The sequence below is a fragment of the Rhizobium sp. NZLR1b genome (assembly GCF_019685155.1).
GTDB lineage: Bacteria > Pseudomonadota > Alphaproteobacteria > Rhizobiales > Rhizobiaceae > Rhizobium.
Genome location: NZ_JABDWC010000035.1, coordinates 1 through 12852, shown reverse-complemented (window position 1 = coordinate 12852; position 12852 = coordinate 1). Strand labels below are relative to the sequence as shown.

The window sequence follows — 12852 nt, the reverse complement described above, 5'->3', positions numbered from 1 at the left end:
TTCGTAAGTCGTGGCCACAAACTGTTAAACGCGCGATTTTTTCCGAAATGCTCTTGCATTGTCCCGAAGGACGCTTTAGAGGATCGCCCACGCAAGCGGCACCGCCGCAATTGCACGCACCCGTAGCTCAGCTGGATAGAGCACCAGACTACGAATCTGGGGGTCGGGCGTTCGAATCGCTCCGGGTGCGCCATTTTCCTTTTTATCAGCTTTAATTCCGCTCGGCTCCGGAAGGGTAACGTCATCTGACGTGTTCCTCTGATACTGTGCGTAACCGACCAGCATTTTTCCCATAGTCCCAACGGAGGACGTGGGCCCGATGGCAGTTGTCTGCGGAGGAAGTTTACCGTGGCAATTTCAGAATTATTGACGGTCTCCAATCGACATCAATTCCCCTTGCCGGACTTTCAGAACGGGGATGAAATCAGGTTTCCCGGCGCTTTGGTGTCGGCATTGCTTGATCGGTTTACAAAACCAGGAGACGCCGTTCTCGATCCTTTTGTGGGACTGGGAACGACTTTCTTTGCCTGCGAGGAGAGGGGCAGGATTCCTTATGGGATAGAAGCCGACCGGCAGAGATGTGAATGGGTCAAGGAACGCATCACGACAAAGCATCATCTGCTCTGCGGTGATAGCGCAGAGCTGGCAGCCTTCGATTTTCCCGAGATGGATTTTTGCATCACATCGCCGCCATACATGCCCCATTGGCATAAATGGAACCCGCTTTACAACGGCGATCCGGATTATGATGGCTATGACGTTTATCTGAAAAGAATGCAGGAAATATACGGCCGGATCTGCAAACGCATGAAGACAAACGCTTACCTCGTCGTTCAGGCCGACAATCTGACCAACGAACAATTCTCCCCCCTTGTCTGGGATCTAGGACGAGCTTTGTCGGAGGTTATGACGCTTGAAGGGGAAATTATGGTGAATTGGTCTGATACAGTGGAAAGCGGCAACCGGTTCACACAGTGCCTCGTGTTCAAGAATGCAAGCGGATGAAATCAAGTTTGCCGCGACGGCCGCTCCAGTCTGTGCCTCAAGGCAGCGAAGCGAAAAACTATTGCTCGTCCGGATGGTCTCTCAAATAGTCTTCCCTTTCTTTCTTCCCGAACAAGGATGAGTAATAGCCGCTGCAAACCAGATATGAGCACTCGTCCGGGTTGCCCGTTTGCCATCCCGGCTGGCAGAGGACGACGCGACGGAATTTGGCGTTGCAAAGTCCGTGGTTTGCCAAGAGCCGCGGGTCGTTTCCGAAATACGCGCTTATGGCGTCCTTGTGAGTCCATGCAGGAACGGCTTTCCAATCTGCGGCGCCGCCCTCATCGCTCACATTGGCGATCGCACAGAACGACCAATTCGAAATCACGACCGGCTGATCGCAGGGAAAGGCCTGGACGGCGCTTCCCAGCAGGATCGAAACCAATACCAACAGCCGCTGGCCATAGACCATCGCGCCCTTCTCCGTTATGCCGACCTTTCGCATCCTGGCCTCCACCGCGTGCAATTACCTGTCATCATCTGACGGGATCAGGCAATCTCAAAACCGCCCTAAGATTTTTTTCCTAGTTCACGAAATGTTCTTACGCTAGATTGCTCGCCGTTGCAACCATGGAATGTTGAAGAATCTTGTGGCGATTGGCGATGCGGGCGCTTGGGCCGGTCTTTTCCCTCCGCACGCGTGAAAAACCAGTTCTTCTGCCCTTTCCCGGAAGGACGTGCTGGCAGCCAAGGTGAGGGCTGATCAACCGGCGGGACAAGAGCCGTACCAGTTGCCGGAAACCGCCGGCGCGTGCCCCTTGGTGGAGGCATCAAGCCCAACAGAGGCCAAATGCCCTGGCCCTACTCCTTGATGGGGATTCCGGCTTCGATCGCAGCTTCGATAAAGGCCTGCCGCGCCTCTTCCCGGTTTCGTTTGCCCGACATGACATCAGCGCAAACCGCGCACGCCCGATCCAGGGCCGGCCCATCCTCGGTCGGCCAGTCTTCAACCAGCGCCCATGTAGCGGCCTGGGTCGTCTGGATGACCACCCACTGATCCGGGCCTTCAAGGGCGAGTGTCACCGGCTTCTTCCAAATGGTTTGCATTGTCTCAGGACCTCCGCTGCGTGCTCTCTGCCGCCTCCTCACATAAGGCGGTTTAACCCGCGTGGCGAGGCGAGGGTGTGAGCGAGATGCTTTTTTTCAAGCGCAAGCAGCGAGTCTGAAAGATCGCGACGCCCTTTCGGTGGCGCTTCTCAAAATTCTTGGGCGAATTCACACGCCAGCAATGTTTTACCCGGCAAGGCCTCCCCCTGGCGGGCGACGATCGAGATCTTTCCAGGCCCGGCAAGTCCCGCTTCGGGCTGCTGATCGGCCGGAAGCTCGCGCGAATAGCCCTTGGTAGATGTTCCGAGCAGGTCCGAACTCTCCGGCTTCAACCCGTATTTTGCGGCCAGATCGTCAGCGCGTTCTCCCTCGACCAGAATCCCGACCGCGTTGCTGGAAAAGAAAACCTCGGTCGATTTGAAGCCGTCGCGGCCGATCTGGTTCGGAATCTTGTAGATCGCCGCACCGAGCGACGAGGTGTTTGGCTTGGCCAGAGCTTCCGCGGCGTCATAGATCTCCATGGTGGATGTCATCGAATAGGGTGGTTTGCACAGCGCCGCGTCAAAGAACTTGTTATTGGCCGGAGCGGCCATGACGCCTTCGGCTTGAAATGCCGCAATAGCGACGCCTAACGAGAAGGCGGCGTAGTGAATGAATTTGGCGTTGTGCATGTCATATTCCCGAAAGTAACTGCAGCTGGTCGCATTCGTGTGCGAATTTCCAGATGCTTAGGGGATTCGGAACGGCTTTGCCACCTTGAGTTTAGTTTTCGGCCTTTTCGAAAGTGCCGCCAGATGTTTAGTTGGAGGTCTGTCCGGCTCGGATGGAGCGGCTTCGCCTGTCGAGACAGAGCATCACAGTCCTTTACGACGGCAGGAGAGCCATGATCGCAGCCTATATCGATGAAATCATCATGTTTTGCGCCGGCCTGTGGATGACCCTCGTGGGCCTTGGTTATCTGCCGTTGCCTGGCTACTCGGCGAAACCGCCTCTGGTTCGTCACTTCAAGTGGATGGGTCCCCTGCTGCTCGTCATTGCCATCGTTCTGGCCGCTGCCTCGTAGGTTCGCCATTTTGGATATCGGAGAGGCTTGCAAGCTCAGGCTGGAGTGAACCAATGAACAATATGATGGCCTGCCCATCGTGCGGATTGGACAAAACAGAATCGATCGTGCACCTCGGTTCGTACATTCTTCGATGCGCCGCCTGCGGCGAAGCAATCGTCGCGACATCATCCATGGGCATATTCGAGTCGGATCACGCGTTTTCAGCCTTTGCCGATCCGGGTCCCGGAAAACACCCTGCTCCAGAGATGCTCATCGCTCGTGGACCGCTTCGGCAGATCTCAACGACAACCAGCGGCGCGGCGCGTAACGGAACGCTGATACGCCTGATCCCTGAACCCAAGGATTGAAATCCGACTTGGCGTCGGTTTACCGGTTTAACCGACCGACAGCCTCGCCGCGCACCAATGCCATACCGCATCGACCGCCTTTCGCGGTGATGACGAACGTTTGCGGATAAGAAAATAGTCGGGTTCGATGGTCGTCGTCGCATCCGTCACCTGCACCAGCCGCCCGGCCTCGAGATCCGCCGCCACGAACGCCCGGCACGCCAAGGCGACGCCCTGGCCGGCGAGCGCCGCATCGAGCGCCAGCGTCGTGTGGTTGAACACGGCACCCGGCAGTTTCTCGCGCGATCGCAGGACGAGCGGCCAGGGACTGACTGCGTCATGCAGAAGCGGCAGCTTGCGAAGCTCATCGGCCATCAGCGGAAGGGGCAGGTCCTTGACCAGGTGTGGACTGGCGACGGCGACGAGGGTCTGGCGGAACAGCAGCCTTGCTTCCAGCGAGGCCGGAAAAGGCGGGCGGGTCAGCCGCACAGCAATGTCCACCTGATCGCGATCGAAGTCGGACAGCGCCTCGGTGGCGACCGTTCGCAGTTCCACGTCGGGAAGGGCCGCCTTGAATTCGGCGAGGCGCGGGATCAGCAGCTTGGCGGCGACAGTTGGGGTTACGCTGATCGTCACCGCGTCCGGCCGAGCGAGAAGACGCCCGGTCGCCTCACTGAGCGTATCGAAAGCGCGGGTCACATCCGCAAGATAGGCCGCGCCCTGCGGGGTCAGAGCCAGGCCGCGCGGCAGGCGCTGAAACAACATCAGGCCGAGTTGATCTTCCAGCGCGCGCACCTGCTGCGCGACCGCACCCTGCGACACTCCCAGTTCTTCGGCGGCGGCGCGAAAATTCAACCTGCGGCCCGAGACTTCGAAGGCGCGGAGAGCATTCAGCGGCGGCAGCTTGCGGCGGGGTTGCATCATTGATCTTTCCGGGGGCTTTCCAGTAGATTTTCTACAGTCTGACACGTTTCTTTCTGAGGCGAAAGTCTGCGCTGTCTCTGGCATACTGCTTGGCAATTCAACGATTGGAGGCTCCGATGTCTAAAGAAAAAGTCGCTCTCATTACCGCAGGCGGTTCCGGCATGGGTGCCGCCGCAGCAAGGAAACTGGCCGCGGATGGCTATCGCATTGCGGTGCTCTCCTCGTCGGGCAAGGGCGAGACGCTCGCCAGGGAATTGGGCGGTGTAGGCGTCACCGGCTCGAACCTGGTGAACGACGATGTCAAGCGGCTCGTCGATCTGGCGATGGAGAAATGGGGGCGGATCGACGCGCTGGTCAATTCCGCCGGCCATGGGCCGCGCGCGCCGATCCTCGAAATTACTGATGAAGACTGGCACAAGGGCATGGAGGTCTATTTCCTCAGCGCCGTGCGGCCGATCCGGCTGGTCACGCCGATCATGGAGGCCCAGGGCGGCGGCGCTGTCGTCAACATCTCGACGGCATGGGCTTTCGAGCCGTCGCCGATGTTCCCCACCTCGGCGTTCGCCAGGGCTGGGCTGGCGAGCTTCACCAAAATCTTTGCCGATACCTATGCGTCGAAGACCATCCGCATGAACAATGTCCTGCCCGGCTGGATCGACAGCCTGCCCGCCACCGACGAGCGGCGCGACAGCGTGCCGATGGGCCGCTATGGCACGGCCGAGGAAATCGCCGCGACGGTTGCCTTCCTGCTGTCTGAGGGCGCCGGCTACATCACCGGCCAGAACATCCGCGTCGATGGCGGCATTACCCGTTCCGTCTGAGCCGGCCATGCAGACAGATCATGAAGCCGTGCCACTGAACCTCGCCGATATAGATGCTTCGGCATGGCGAGAGCTGGAAACGGCGGCAGCAAGCCCGCAGTCGGGTTTCCGGTTCTTGAGCCTCTGCTCCGTCGATGCGGGGCAGAGGCCACAGGCGCGCATGGTGGTCTTGCGGCGCGCCGACGGATCATTGCGGGTTCTGGAATTTCACACCGATACGCGCAGCCCCAAATGGCGGGAGCTTTCGGCAAATCCTCATGCCACGGTCCTCGGCTTCTGCGCGCAGACGCGGCTGCAGTTTCGGCTTCAGGGGATAGTCGAACTGCACGCCTCCGGCAGCGACCGGGCCAAAGCAGCCTGGGACAAGCTCTCCACCTGGACGCGGACGACCTATGCCGGCGGTCCGCCCGGGGACGAGCGTGCCTTTGACGCCATCGACGCGGCAGCCCCATCCAAGCTTGCGGATGAGGCGGAGGGAAAGCCGCATTTCGGCCTGTTGATCTTTCGCGCCCGGACGCTGGACTGGTTCCAGTTGCGCCAGCAGGACAATCGAAGGGCGATGTTGACCTATGACGAGACGAGCGCTCTTGCGGCCTGTCGATGGGTCAATCCATGACAGGCGCCGGTGGCGCCCTCACGGGCGCAACCGGACGATAATCGAAGCCCCTGGAATCCTCAACTGCTCTGCCATCGCCTCTAAATCTTTCCCATCGGTTCCCGCCAGCACAATGCGGCCATCCATGATCGGCTCCCTCATCCACGGTTCCATGACGATCTTGTCATTGATCAGCAACTGCGTTTGCCGTCCCAATGCCGCCTGCGTGAAATCGCGGAATTTGGCGGCGCTTTCCGGGGTGAGCAGGATATTCAGACCCTGATCGTAGGATACTGGGGACCGGGCGAGCTCCGCGCTCTTCACCCTGACTGGCCTCTGACATTGAAGGGTAGGCGGTGGCCTTCCGGCTGAGATCAGCCCCCATCCGGTACTCTTTTCCATGAGGCGCCATCGCAAATGCGATAAGAGCATTTGTCCTTGTCGCCCTCATCCCATCCCGGCCAGCAGATAACGACGCGGTGGAACTTGGCGTTACAAAGCCCGTGATTGGCCAGTGCACGCGGATCATTCAAGAAATACGGGCTTATGGCTTTGCTGCGAGTCCATTCAGGCACGGCCTTCCAATCTGCGTCGCCACCCTCTTCGCTCAATGAAGCGATCTGACAGGACTTCCAGTTGGACAGCACGATGCGTTGATCGCAAGGAAAGGCATGGATGGCGCTGACAAGAAATATCGAAAGCGATGCCAGCAACCGCTTCCCGTAAATGCCGATCATTCGCCTCGTCTCCTGTCGCCTGTGATGCATCACTGTCAACATTCTAGCAGGAAGACCTCGGTTATATAAGATCAAAACTAAGAATATTTTCCTAGTTCATGGATCGTTCTTGCGCTAGGTTGCCCGCAATTGCAACCATGGAATGCCGGATGTTGAGCAAATTTTTCCCTATCGGCGAAGTGATCGCCTGGACGAGCCGCGGCCGTCGCCCCCTTTATGAACAGAGTTCCCGGCCTCGCAGAACATACGTCTTGCCAAAGGATAGGCCGGCAATGAGGGCAAGGGGCTGATGGTGGAATTCAACCCGCGCGACAAGAGCCGAACCAGCGCCGGAAAGACGCGGGCGATGGTGCGCAAGCATACCGCTCCGCCCGGCAGGTGTGATGACGGCAGCCTTCGCTGGCATTGGCTGACGATCCAGTTGCTGGAATCGCCGGCTTTCACGACATTGAGCGCCAATGCCTGCCGAGCCTTCTTCCGCATCGTCATCGAGCACACCTCGCACGCCGCCTTGGAAAACGGCAAGCTTGTCGTGACCCATCCCCAATTCGTGTCCTACGGCGTCACCGGCGAATATGTGGCCGATGCGCTCGATGAGCTGGAATATAAGGGGCTGATCAAAGTTCGCCGCGGCCGGGCAGGCAGCGGGGTCGCGCATCCCAACCGGTTCACGCTGACATTTGTCGGCGACCATGAAGGTGCGCCACCCACCGATGAGTGGAAGCGGTGCACGGCTGAAAACTGCCGGAAATGGTCCGAGACCGACCGCAAGCTTGCCGCCGACAAACGCGGGCATGTCGGCAGGAAGAAAAAAATCCCACTTCGGGATCCCGAAATACTGCCGCTTCGGAATCCCGAAATCCGCCGCGCTTCGTGAACTGTGACCCTCAGGAAACATTGAATGGTTTCAATGCCGCAGCCAATTTCGGGATTCCGAAGTGCTATATAGAGTTTGGTGGGAGTTGCCCTTGTTTTGATGCACGTCGTTATCCCGAAGGCACTTTGCCACGATCAGAAACTCCGTCTCCCGCCCGCCGATCCTTCCGGCAGAAACTGTGCGAAGCAGCAGGCCGAAGGCTTCGTAGAGCCAATAAAGCGGGGGAATCCGGTCCTTGAGCGCATGCACCTGCGTCGACACATACTCGCCGACGAAGACGATATCCATGCCGAGTTCCTTCAGTGTCCCGGCAATCTCCGAATGCGATGCTTCTGCGGCGTGCTCGACGCGAAAGGGGGCATAGCCGGGCTCGCCGGCGTTTTTCTGCCGCAGGACGTAGCGATAGAACAAGACGTGGCTCCACCAGGGCGTCAGGTCGGTGAAGATCCCTTTGGCTGAACTCAGGATCGGACCTTTCACGAACACCAGGCCACCGGGAGACAGGGTATCATGGGCTCTCAATAAGGCAGAGCGCGGGCTTTCCAGATGCTCGAGAACATCCCAGAAGACACAGGCGTCGAAGTGACGATCTCCGTAGTCGATGGTTTGCGCATCGCGGAGGATCCGTTCAGAAGCGTCCCGGTTCTTCTCGAGCTGCTCCTTCGAGATGTCCAGGACCGTATATCGGGCCCCCTCCAAGCGGATATGGGTTCGAGAGCCGCCCCCAACCTCAAGGATATCTGCGTTGATCTTGCTGGAAAATGCTGATCGCGCGTGCGACAGCGCGTCGTTCACCCACGGCGAAGCCATAATCTTTCTCCCCCGGAGAGATTAGTGTCTACACCCATAAGTAAGCATTAATATAATATTTAAGCAATATTTAAACTTCTGCGCCGCTGCACACTTCTGGCCGACATGCTCTAGTTTCGCGCAACCTTGCTGACGTAAGCGCAGATCTGATGATCTCAGAGGCGGTTCGGCCGGAGGAATGCATGACGATGGGAATTTTTCGGGCTCTGGCTGCCCTGGGGATGATGACGGCGCTTGCCGGCTGCATCGACCATGCCAATGATCCGGTCCTCCTGGCGGTCGGCGTGCCGGTCAATCCGTCTGCTGTTGCGCACGGCATTTGCATGACCGATGGCAACGCCATGTATGACGAGGCGAGGCGACAATATCAGCTGCGCGCCCAGCTGACCGGCTATGCCCAAGCCGATGATCTGGAGGCGGAAACGATTGCCCGTGCCGCGGCCCACCGGCAATATGTCGCCTGCCTCTCTGGCCAGGGCTATCGGACATTATACGCGAATTGAGAATAGAGAATTCACCTTTCCGCCCCAGCGCCGTTTGAGCCCTTCCGCCGATCGCGACTTTTCACGTTTTTTGGCGTTTCAGTCACGCCGGATCGTCTGCAATCACGAGTTTAGGAAGTTGCATGCGAGCCCGGAACTCTGCGGGTGGGAAAGGCATTGTCATCAGGTAAATCCACTAAGGAGGGTTTATCATGAAGATGCTCAGACTTGCCCCTTCCACCGTCGCGCTCGGCGCCCTTCTCGCCCTCGCGTCGATTGCCCCAGCGCAGGCAGCCCCCGTTCAGGCGGTTCGGCCGCCCGATGTCCAAGCCGTAAAAATGGTGCAATATAAACCAGATGCCGGGTCCTGGCATGGCTATCAAGGCTCTCGCAGCGAGCGGCCCGGCACCCGCCGCCATTCCGACGGCTACTGGTATCCGCTTGCCGCCTTCGGCGTAGAGGCCGGTACCACGGGCTCGATCGTCCGCCAGCCGGCGAACCGACCTGCAGCCCCGGAAATGTGCAACCCTACGTTCTCAGGATCGATCGGTCCCGGCAGTATGCCCTGCGATAACGGCTATTGAGCCGGCAAATGAAAGAGGCGGCGATGAGCCGCCTTTTTCTCGATCATGGGGCCGCTCACATATCCGTGACCTCGGCTCTGGCGCCGTAGATTGTGACAGATCGCCTTCCTAACTCCGGGGCGTAAATTCGCTGAATCCTCCCAAGGAGACGACTATGACAACGACCTTCAAGACCGGCCTGATGGCCGCTGCCCTCGGTGCGATCCTCGGCCTCTCGGCCTTTTCAGCCGCGGCAGCTCCCCTCCAGTCGAGCGCGACAGAACAGGGTGCAACCCGACGTCCGGTTGCCCAGCAGGAAACCAAGGTTGAACATGACAGGCGCACGACCGGTTCGATCGGCGAGCGCGCGGAAAGCATGGGCTCGACACATTATATGATGAGCCCGAAAAAGCCCCTCAACATGGATTGTAAGCTCGGCTTCAACCCGACGAGCAGCTCTGGTTGCAACTATTGACGAAGCGCTCGGCCCTTCGCCAACGCGACGTTGGCCGATTTTGTTGACCAGCCTGGAGGCGGCCTTGGGCCGCCTTTTGCATTGAGGATAGCGGTCAGCCGGATTCGGCCCGTCCTTGCTCGGGTCCCCTATTAAATCTTGCACTAACTGCAAAAATGCAATAAATACAAAATCACAGCTACTCCCGACCGAAAAATCGGGAGGATCGCCTGTTCAGGCGGGTGTTTGATGCCTTTGCCTTGGAATTGCCATGCTCGCCGCGATGGTCGTTTTTCATAATCAATCGAATTTCAGACAGGTGGGATAATCATGACCGCAAAGGCTGCATGCTCCGATTTCCTGCATTTTTTCCGCTCCTGGATCAGCAACCCGCTTCGGGTCGCAGCCATCGCGCCGTCGGGCGATTCGCTTGCCAGGATCATGACCAGTGAAATTGCCGCACTCGACGGGCCGATCATCGAGCTCGGCCCCGGCACCGGCGTTTTCACCCGGGCACTGCTGGCGCGCGGCGTCAGCGAGGCGGACCTGACCCTGATAGAATACGGTCCGGAGTTCATCACTTCGCTGCAGGCGCGGTTCCCGACGGCGCGCGTGCTGCAAATGGATGCGGCCCATCTCGCCCATGCCGATATTTTCGAAGGCGAACCGGTTGGCGCCGTTATCAGTGGCCTGCCGCTTCTGTCCATGTCGCCGCGCAAGATCACCTCAATCCTGGCCGGCGCTTTTGCCTATATGCGGCCGGGCGCAGCGGTCTATCAATTTACCTATGGCCCGCGCTGCCCGGTGCCGCGGCCGATCCTCGACCGTCTCGGCTTGAAGGCGGTGCGCATCGGCGGCACGGTGCGCAACCTGCCGCCGGCCTCCGTCTACCGGATCTCCCGCCGCAAGCCGCTGGAGCTGTCGCGCGAGCGCTTCAGCTATCGTGAGAGCGAGGCTGAACTCGACGATGTCGCCGCCTTTTCCAACGAAACCGGCGGCTGAACGATGATGCCGGGCAGGAATGGCTGACAGCAAGCGGACGGCAGCGACGGAAGGCAGGCGGCAACGCAAGCGGCGGCAGACCCGCGAGCGCATCGAGCAAGCGGCGATGAGTCTCTTTCTCCAGCGCGGCTTCGAGGCCACGACCATCGAGGACATCACCGAGGCGGCCGATGTCTCCAAGCGCAGTTTCTTCGACTATTTCCCCTCCAAGGAAGAGGTGGTTTTCGCCTGGCAGGATGGTTTCGCCGATCGGCTGATGGCCGAGATCGCCGCAAGGCCGGCAGAAGAACCCTCGGTGGCTGTGGTCGAGGCGGCGATCACCGCCACCGTCATCGCCTCTGTCGACGAGCGCGGCCTGGCGCTCAGTGAACTCATCCGTCGCACGCCGGCGCTGAAGGCCCGCGACCAGCTGAAATATGCCAGGCTCGAACAGAAGCTGGCCGAGGCGTTGCTTCTGCTCAAGGGAAACGATCCGGGCGAGCGGTCGCGCATGCGCGTGCTTGCCGCGGTCGTCATCGGCGCGCTGCGCGTCGGTGGCGAACTCTGGCAGCAACGCGAGCCTGGCGCCTCGCTGCACGATTTCGCCCATGAAATCTTCGCCGAACTCTGGAAGACCCTGGCGGAATTCGGCGACGAGGCGAAGAACAGGTTTTGAAAGCCGGCTTCGCCGGCGGCAAATTGCCTGGCGCCGCGATATGGCCGCCGGCCTACGGCATGCCGCGCATCTTTTTATCACGGCAGCAAGCGCCCGCTCATTGCATCTGGCAGCCCTCCGGCCCATCTCCTGTCAGGGCGCGCGGCAATGCTCCCGCCCACGAACAGCTTTTTTGAGTCTCCCGCACCGAATTTAGCGCCTGCAAACGGCGATCCAGTTTCACCGGCTTTGAACGTCCGGCTTCGAACGTATCGACCAAGAGAGGAAAGACCATGTCCAGTCATAACGCAGCCAAGTCAGGCACCTTCAAGATCGGCGGCGATATCGAGATCAACCGTCTCGGTTTCGGCGCCATGCGTGTTACCGGTGACGGCATCTGGGGCGAGCCCGCCGATCATGCCGAATCCATCCGCACGCTGAAGCGCTTGCCCGAACTCGGTGTCAACTTCATCGATACCGCCGATTCCTACGGTCCCGATATTTCCGAATGGCTGATCAAGGAGGCGCTGCATCCCTATGGCGCCAAGTCCGTCGTCGCCACCAAGGGCGGCCTGACCCGCCACGGCCCCAATCTCTGGCTGCCGGTCGGCCGCCCGGAATATCTGATCCAGCAGGCGCATAAGAGCCTGCGCAATCTCGGGCTCGAGCAGATCGATCTCTGGCAGCTTCACCGCATCGATCCGAAGGTGCCGGCCAAGGAACAGTTCGATGCGATCAAATCGCTGCTCGATGCCGGCCTCATCCGCCATGCCGGGCTGAGCGAAGTCTCCGTCGCCGACATCGAAGCGGCGTCGAAACACTTCAAGGTGGCGACCGTCCAGAACCGCTACAATCTCGTCGATCGCACCAGCGAGGACGTGCTCGATTATTGCGCCAACCACAATATCGGCTTCATCCCCTGGTACCCGCTCGCCGCCGGTGATCTCGCCAAGCCCGGCTCTCTGCTCGACACGATTGCCAAAAAGCACAATGCCGCGCCGAGCCAGATCGCGCTCGCCTGGGTGCTGAAGCGCAGCCCGGTAATGCTGCCGATTCCCGGCACCTCGAAGGTCAAGCATCTCGAGGAGAACGTCGCCGCCGTCGATATCACGCTATCGGAGGAGGAATTCTCGGCGCTCGACGCTGAGGGCCGGAAGGTCTTCAAGGCGGCTTGATGGGGTAAACTGGTGGCCCGACGATAGTGCCCAAGGCTGCCCCTCACCCTAACCCTCTCCCCGTAAAACGGGGAGAGCGACTGTCTTATTTGTCAAGCGTTTTGCCATGGTCGTCCGTCCCTGATGATGGCATTGAGGATGGTGAGCAGCTTGCGCATAGTTGCGACGGTTGCGACGATCTTGGGCTTGCCGGCCGCGACCAGACGGTCGCGGAAGGCCTTGAGGTCGGGGTTGTACCGACTGGCGACGAGGGCGGCCATGAACAGCACAGCCCGCACCTTGCCGCGGCCGCCGC

General features: G+C 59.7%; 17 protein-coding genes, 1 tRNA gene and 3 pseudogenes. 13 read left to right on the top strand and 8 right to left on the bottom strand.

The genetic code is table 11. From position 1 onward, the window contains the following. Positions 1-116 precede the first annotated feature (116 nt). Positions 117-193, top strand: a tRNA-Arg gene (locus HJB84_RS31110). A gap of 155 nt (positions 194-348) precedes the next feature. Further along, positions 349-1005 (top strand): DNA methyltransferase, encoded by a 657-nt coding sequence (locus tag HJB84_RS31105; protein WP_207582694.1) that lies wholly within the window; start codon positions 349-351, stop codon positions 1003-1005. A gap of 58 nt (positions 1006-1063) precedes the next feature. Here the strand turns inward: HJB84_RS31105 and HJB84_RS31100 are convergent, their stop codons facing one another. The 3 genes from HJB84_RS31100 to HJB84_RS31090 form a co-directional block, all read right to left on the bottom strand. Further along, positions 1064-1489, bottom strand: a complete 426-nt coding sequence (locus HJB84_RS31100) for a hypothetical protein (RefSeq protein WP_207582695.1) — start codon at positions 1487-1489, stop codon at positions 1064-1066. A gap of 356 nt (positions 1490-1845) precedes the next feature. Further along, on the bottom strand, positions 1846-2091 hold the full coding sequence (locus tag HJB84_RS31095) for a DUF982 domain-containing protein (protein ID WP_207582696.1): 246 nt from the start codon (positions 2089-2091) through the stop codon (positions 1846-1848). Positions 2092-2240: 149 nt separating this feature from the next. Beyond that, positions 2241-2762 carry a hypothetical protein gene (locus HJB84_RS31090; protein ID WP_207582697.1) on the bottom strand — a complete coding sequence of 174 codons (522 nt, stop codon included), beginning with the start codon at positions 2760-2762 and terminating at the stop codon, positions 2241-2243. A gap of 212 nt (positions 2763-2974) precedes the next feature. On the opposite strand from HJB84_RS31090, the gene HJB84_RS31085 reads away from it, so the two are divergent. Both HJB84_RS31085 and HJB84_RS31080 read left to right on the top strand, forming a co-directional pair. After that, positions 2975-3154 carry a hypothetical protein gene (locus HJB84_RS31085; RefSeq protein WP_207582698.1) on the top strand — a complete coding sequence of 60 codons (180 nt, stop codon included), beginning with the start codon at positions 2975-2977 and terminating at the stop codon, positions 3152-3154. A gap of 53 nt (positions 3155-3207) precedes the next feature. Then, on the top strand, positions 3208-3504 hold the full coding sequence (locus HJB84_RS31080) for a hypothetical protein (protein ID WP_207582699.1): 297 nt from the start codon (positions 3208-3210) through the stop codon (positions 3502-3504). A 27-nt stretch (positions 3505-3531) separates the two neighbouring features. On the opposite strand, the gene HJB84_RS31075 is transcribed toward HJB84_RS31080, so the two are convergent. Next, complete coding sequence (locus tag HJB84_RS31075) at positions 3532-4407, bottom strand: LysR substrate-binding domain-containing protein (RefSeq protein ID WP_221117794.1); 876 nt, start codon at positions 4405-4407, stop codon at positions 3532-3534. A gap of 116 nt (positions 4408-4523) precedes the next feature. Between HJB84_RS31075 and HJB84_RS31070 the strand changes: the two genes are divergently transcribed. Together HJB84_RS31070 and HJB84_RS31065 are read left to right on the top strand one after the other, a co-directional pair. Continuing rightward, positions 4524-5228 (top strand): SDR family oxidoreductase, encoded by a 705-nt coding sequence (locus tag HJB84_RS31070; RefSeq protein ID WP_221117793.1) that lies wholly within the window; start codon positions 4524-4526, stop codon positions 5226-5228. A gap of 7 nt (positions 5229-5235) precedes the next feature. After that, on the top strand, positions 5236-5844 hold the full coding sequence (locus HJB84_RS31065; protein WP_246762708.1) for a pyridoxamine 5'-phosphate oxidase family protein: 609 nt from the start codon (positions 5236-5238) through the stop codon (positions 5842-5844). An 18-nt stretch (positions 5845-5862) separates the two neighbouring features. Here the strand turns inward: HJB84_RS31065 and HJB84_RS31060 are convergent. Both HJB84_RS31060 and HJB84_RS31055 read right to left on the bottom strand, forming a co-directional pair. Further along, positions 5863-6150 (bottom strand): annotated as a pseudogene (locus tag HJB84_RS31060) (hypothetical protein); the annotation flags it as partial. 47 nt (positions 6151-6197) lie between these two features. Next, the gene (locus HJB84_RS31055; protein ID WP_246762752.1) at positions 6198-6590 is read right to left on the bottom strand and encodes a hypothetical protein; all 393 of its coding nucleotides are present in this window, start codon (positions 6588-6590) and stop codon (positions 6198-6200) included. A 259-nt stretch (positions 6591-6849) separates the two neighbouring features. Here HJB84_RS31055 and HJB84_RS31050 point away from each other — a divergent pair, with 259 nt between their 5' ends. Next, positions 6850-7437 carry a hypothetical protein gene (locus HJB84_RS31050; RefSeq protein ID WP_221117792.1) on the top strand — a complete coding sequence of 196 codons (588 nt, stop codon included), beginning with the start codon at positions 6850-6852 and terminating at the stop codon, positions 7435-7437. A gap of 114 nt (positions 7438-7551) precedes the next feature. Here HJB84_RS31050 and HJB84_RS31045 read toward each other — a convergent pair. Beyond that, positions 7552-8247, bottom strand: a pseudogene (locus HJB84_RS31045) (class I SAM-dependent methyltransferase); the annotation flags it as partial. Between the two features lie 182 nt (positions 8248-8429). Between HJB84_RS31045 and HJB84_RS31040 the strand changes: the two are divergent. The 6 genes from HJB84_RS31040 (at position 8430) to HJB84_RS31015 (ending at position 12557) form a co-directional block, all read left to right on the top strand. Further along, complete coding sequence (locus HJB84_RS31040; RefSeq protein ID WP_207582704.1) at positions 8430-8750, top strand: hypothetical protein; 321 nt, start codon at positions 8430-8432, stop codon at positions 8748-8750. Positions 8751-8941: 191 nt separating this feature from the next. After that, entirely contained in the window at positions 8942-9313 is a 372-nt protein-coding gene (locus tag HJB84_RS31035; protein ID WP_221117791.1) for a cell surface protein, read from the top strand. A gap of 154 nt (positions 9314-9467) precedes the next feature. Continuing rightward, positions 9468-9767: a hypothetical protein gene (locus HJB84_RS31030; RefSeq protein WP_207582706.1), complete on the top strand. Its 300-nt coding sequence runs from the start codon at positions 9468-9470 to the stop codon at positions 9765-9767. A gap of 309 nt (positions 9768-10076) precedes the next feature. Continuing rightward, on the top strand, positions 10077-10748 hold the full coding sequence (locus HJB84_RS31025; RefSeq protein WP_221117790.1) for a class I SAM-dependent methyltransferase: 672 nt from the start codon (positions 10077-10079) through the stop codon (positions 10746-10748). 19 nt (positions 10749-10767) lie between these two features. Further along, positions 10768-11403, top strand: a complete 636-nt coding sequence (locus tag HJB84_RS31020; protein ID WP_221117789.1) for a TetR family transcriptional regulator — start codon at positions 10768-10770, stop codon at positions 11401-11403. A gap of 272 nt (positions 11404-11675) precedes the next feature. Beyond that, positions 11676-12557 (top strand): aldo/keto reductase, encoded by an 882-nt coding sequence (locus HJB84_RS31015; protein WP_221117788.1) that lies wholly within the window; start codon positions 11676-11678, stop codon positions 12555-12557. 92 nt (positions 12558-12649) lie between these two features. Here the strand turns inward: HJB84_RS31015 and HJB84_RS31010 are convergent. Beyond that, positions 12650-12852 (bottom strand): annotated as a pseudogene (locus HJB84_RS31010) (IS110 family transposase); the annotation flags it as partial.

Bases quoted from the DNA above. Each gene is read 5' to 3' on its own strand.
- HJB84_RS31065 (WP_246762708.1), top strand. From the start codon at position 5,236: ATGCAGACAGATCATGAAGCCGTGCCACTGAACCTCGCCGATATAGAT.
- HJB84_RS31100 (WP_207582695.1), bottom strand. From the start codon at position 1,489: ATGCGAAAGGTCGGCATAACGGAGAAGGGCGCGATGGTCTATGGCCAG.
- HJB84_RS31055 (WP_246762752.1), bottom strand. From the start codon at position 6,590: ATGCATCACAGGCGACAGGAGACGAGGCGAATGATCGGCATTTACGGG.
- HJB84_RS31095 (WP_207582696.1), bottom strand. From the start codon at position 2,091: ATGCAAACCATTTGGAAGAAGCCGGTGACACTCGCCCTTGAAGGCCCG.
- HJB84_RS31050 (WP_221117792.1), top strand. From the start codon at position 6,850: ATGGTGGAATTCAACCCGCGCGACAAGAGCCGAACCAGCGCCGGAAAG.
- HJB84_RS31075 (WP_221117794.1), bottom strand. From the start codon at position 4,407: ATGATGCAACCCCGCCGCAAGCTGCCGCCGCTGAATGCTCTCCGCGCC.
- HJB84_RS31080 (WP_207582699.1), top strand. From the start codon at position 3,208: ATGAACAATATGATGGCCTGCCCATCGTGCGGATTGGACAAAACAGAA.
- HJB84_RS31030 (WP_207582706.1), top strand. From the start codon at position 9,468: ATGACAACGACCTTCAAGACCGGCCTGATGGCCGCTGCCCTCGGTGCG.
- HJB84_RS31040 (WP_207582704.1), top strand. From the start codon at position 8,430: ATGACGATGGGAATTTTTCGGGCTCTGGCTGCCCTGGGGATGATGACG.
- HJB84_RS31035 (WP_221117791.1), top strand. From the start codon at position 8,942: ATGAAGATGCTCAGACTTGCCCCTTCCACCGTCGCGCTCGGCGCCCTT.
- HJB84_RS31085 (WP_207582698.1), top strand. From the start codon at position 2,975: ATGATCGCAGCCTATATCGATGAAATCATCATGTTTTGCGCCGGCCTG.
- HJB84_RS31015 (WP_221117788.1), top strand. From the start codon at position 11,676: ATGTCCAGTCATAACGCAGCCAAGTCAGGCACCTTCAAGATCGGCGGC.
- HJB84_RS31025 (WP_221117790.1), top strand. From the start codon at position 10,077: ATGACCGCAAAGGCTGCATGCTCCGATTTCCTGCATTTTTTCCGCTCC.
- HJB84_RS31020 (WP_221117789.1), top strand. From the start codon at position 10,768: ATGGCTGACAGCAAGCGGACGGCAGCGACGGAAGGCAGGCGGCAACGC.
- HJB84_RS31070 (WP_221117793.1), top strand. From the start codon at position 4,524: ATGTCTAAAGAAAAAGTCGCTCTCATTACCGCAGGCGGTTCCGGCATG.
- HJB84_RS31090 (WP_207582697.1), bottom strand. From the start codon at position 2,762: ATGCACAACGCCAAATTCATTCACTACGCCGCCTTCTCGTTAGGCGTC.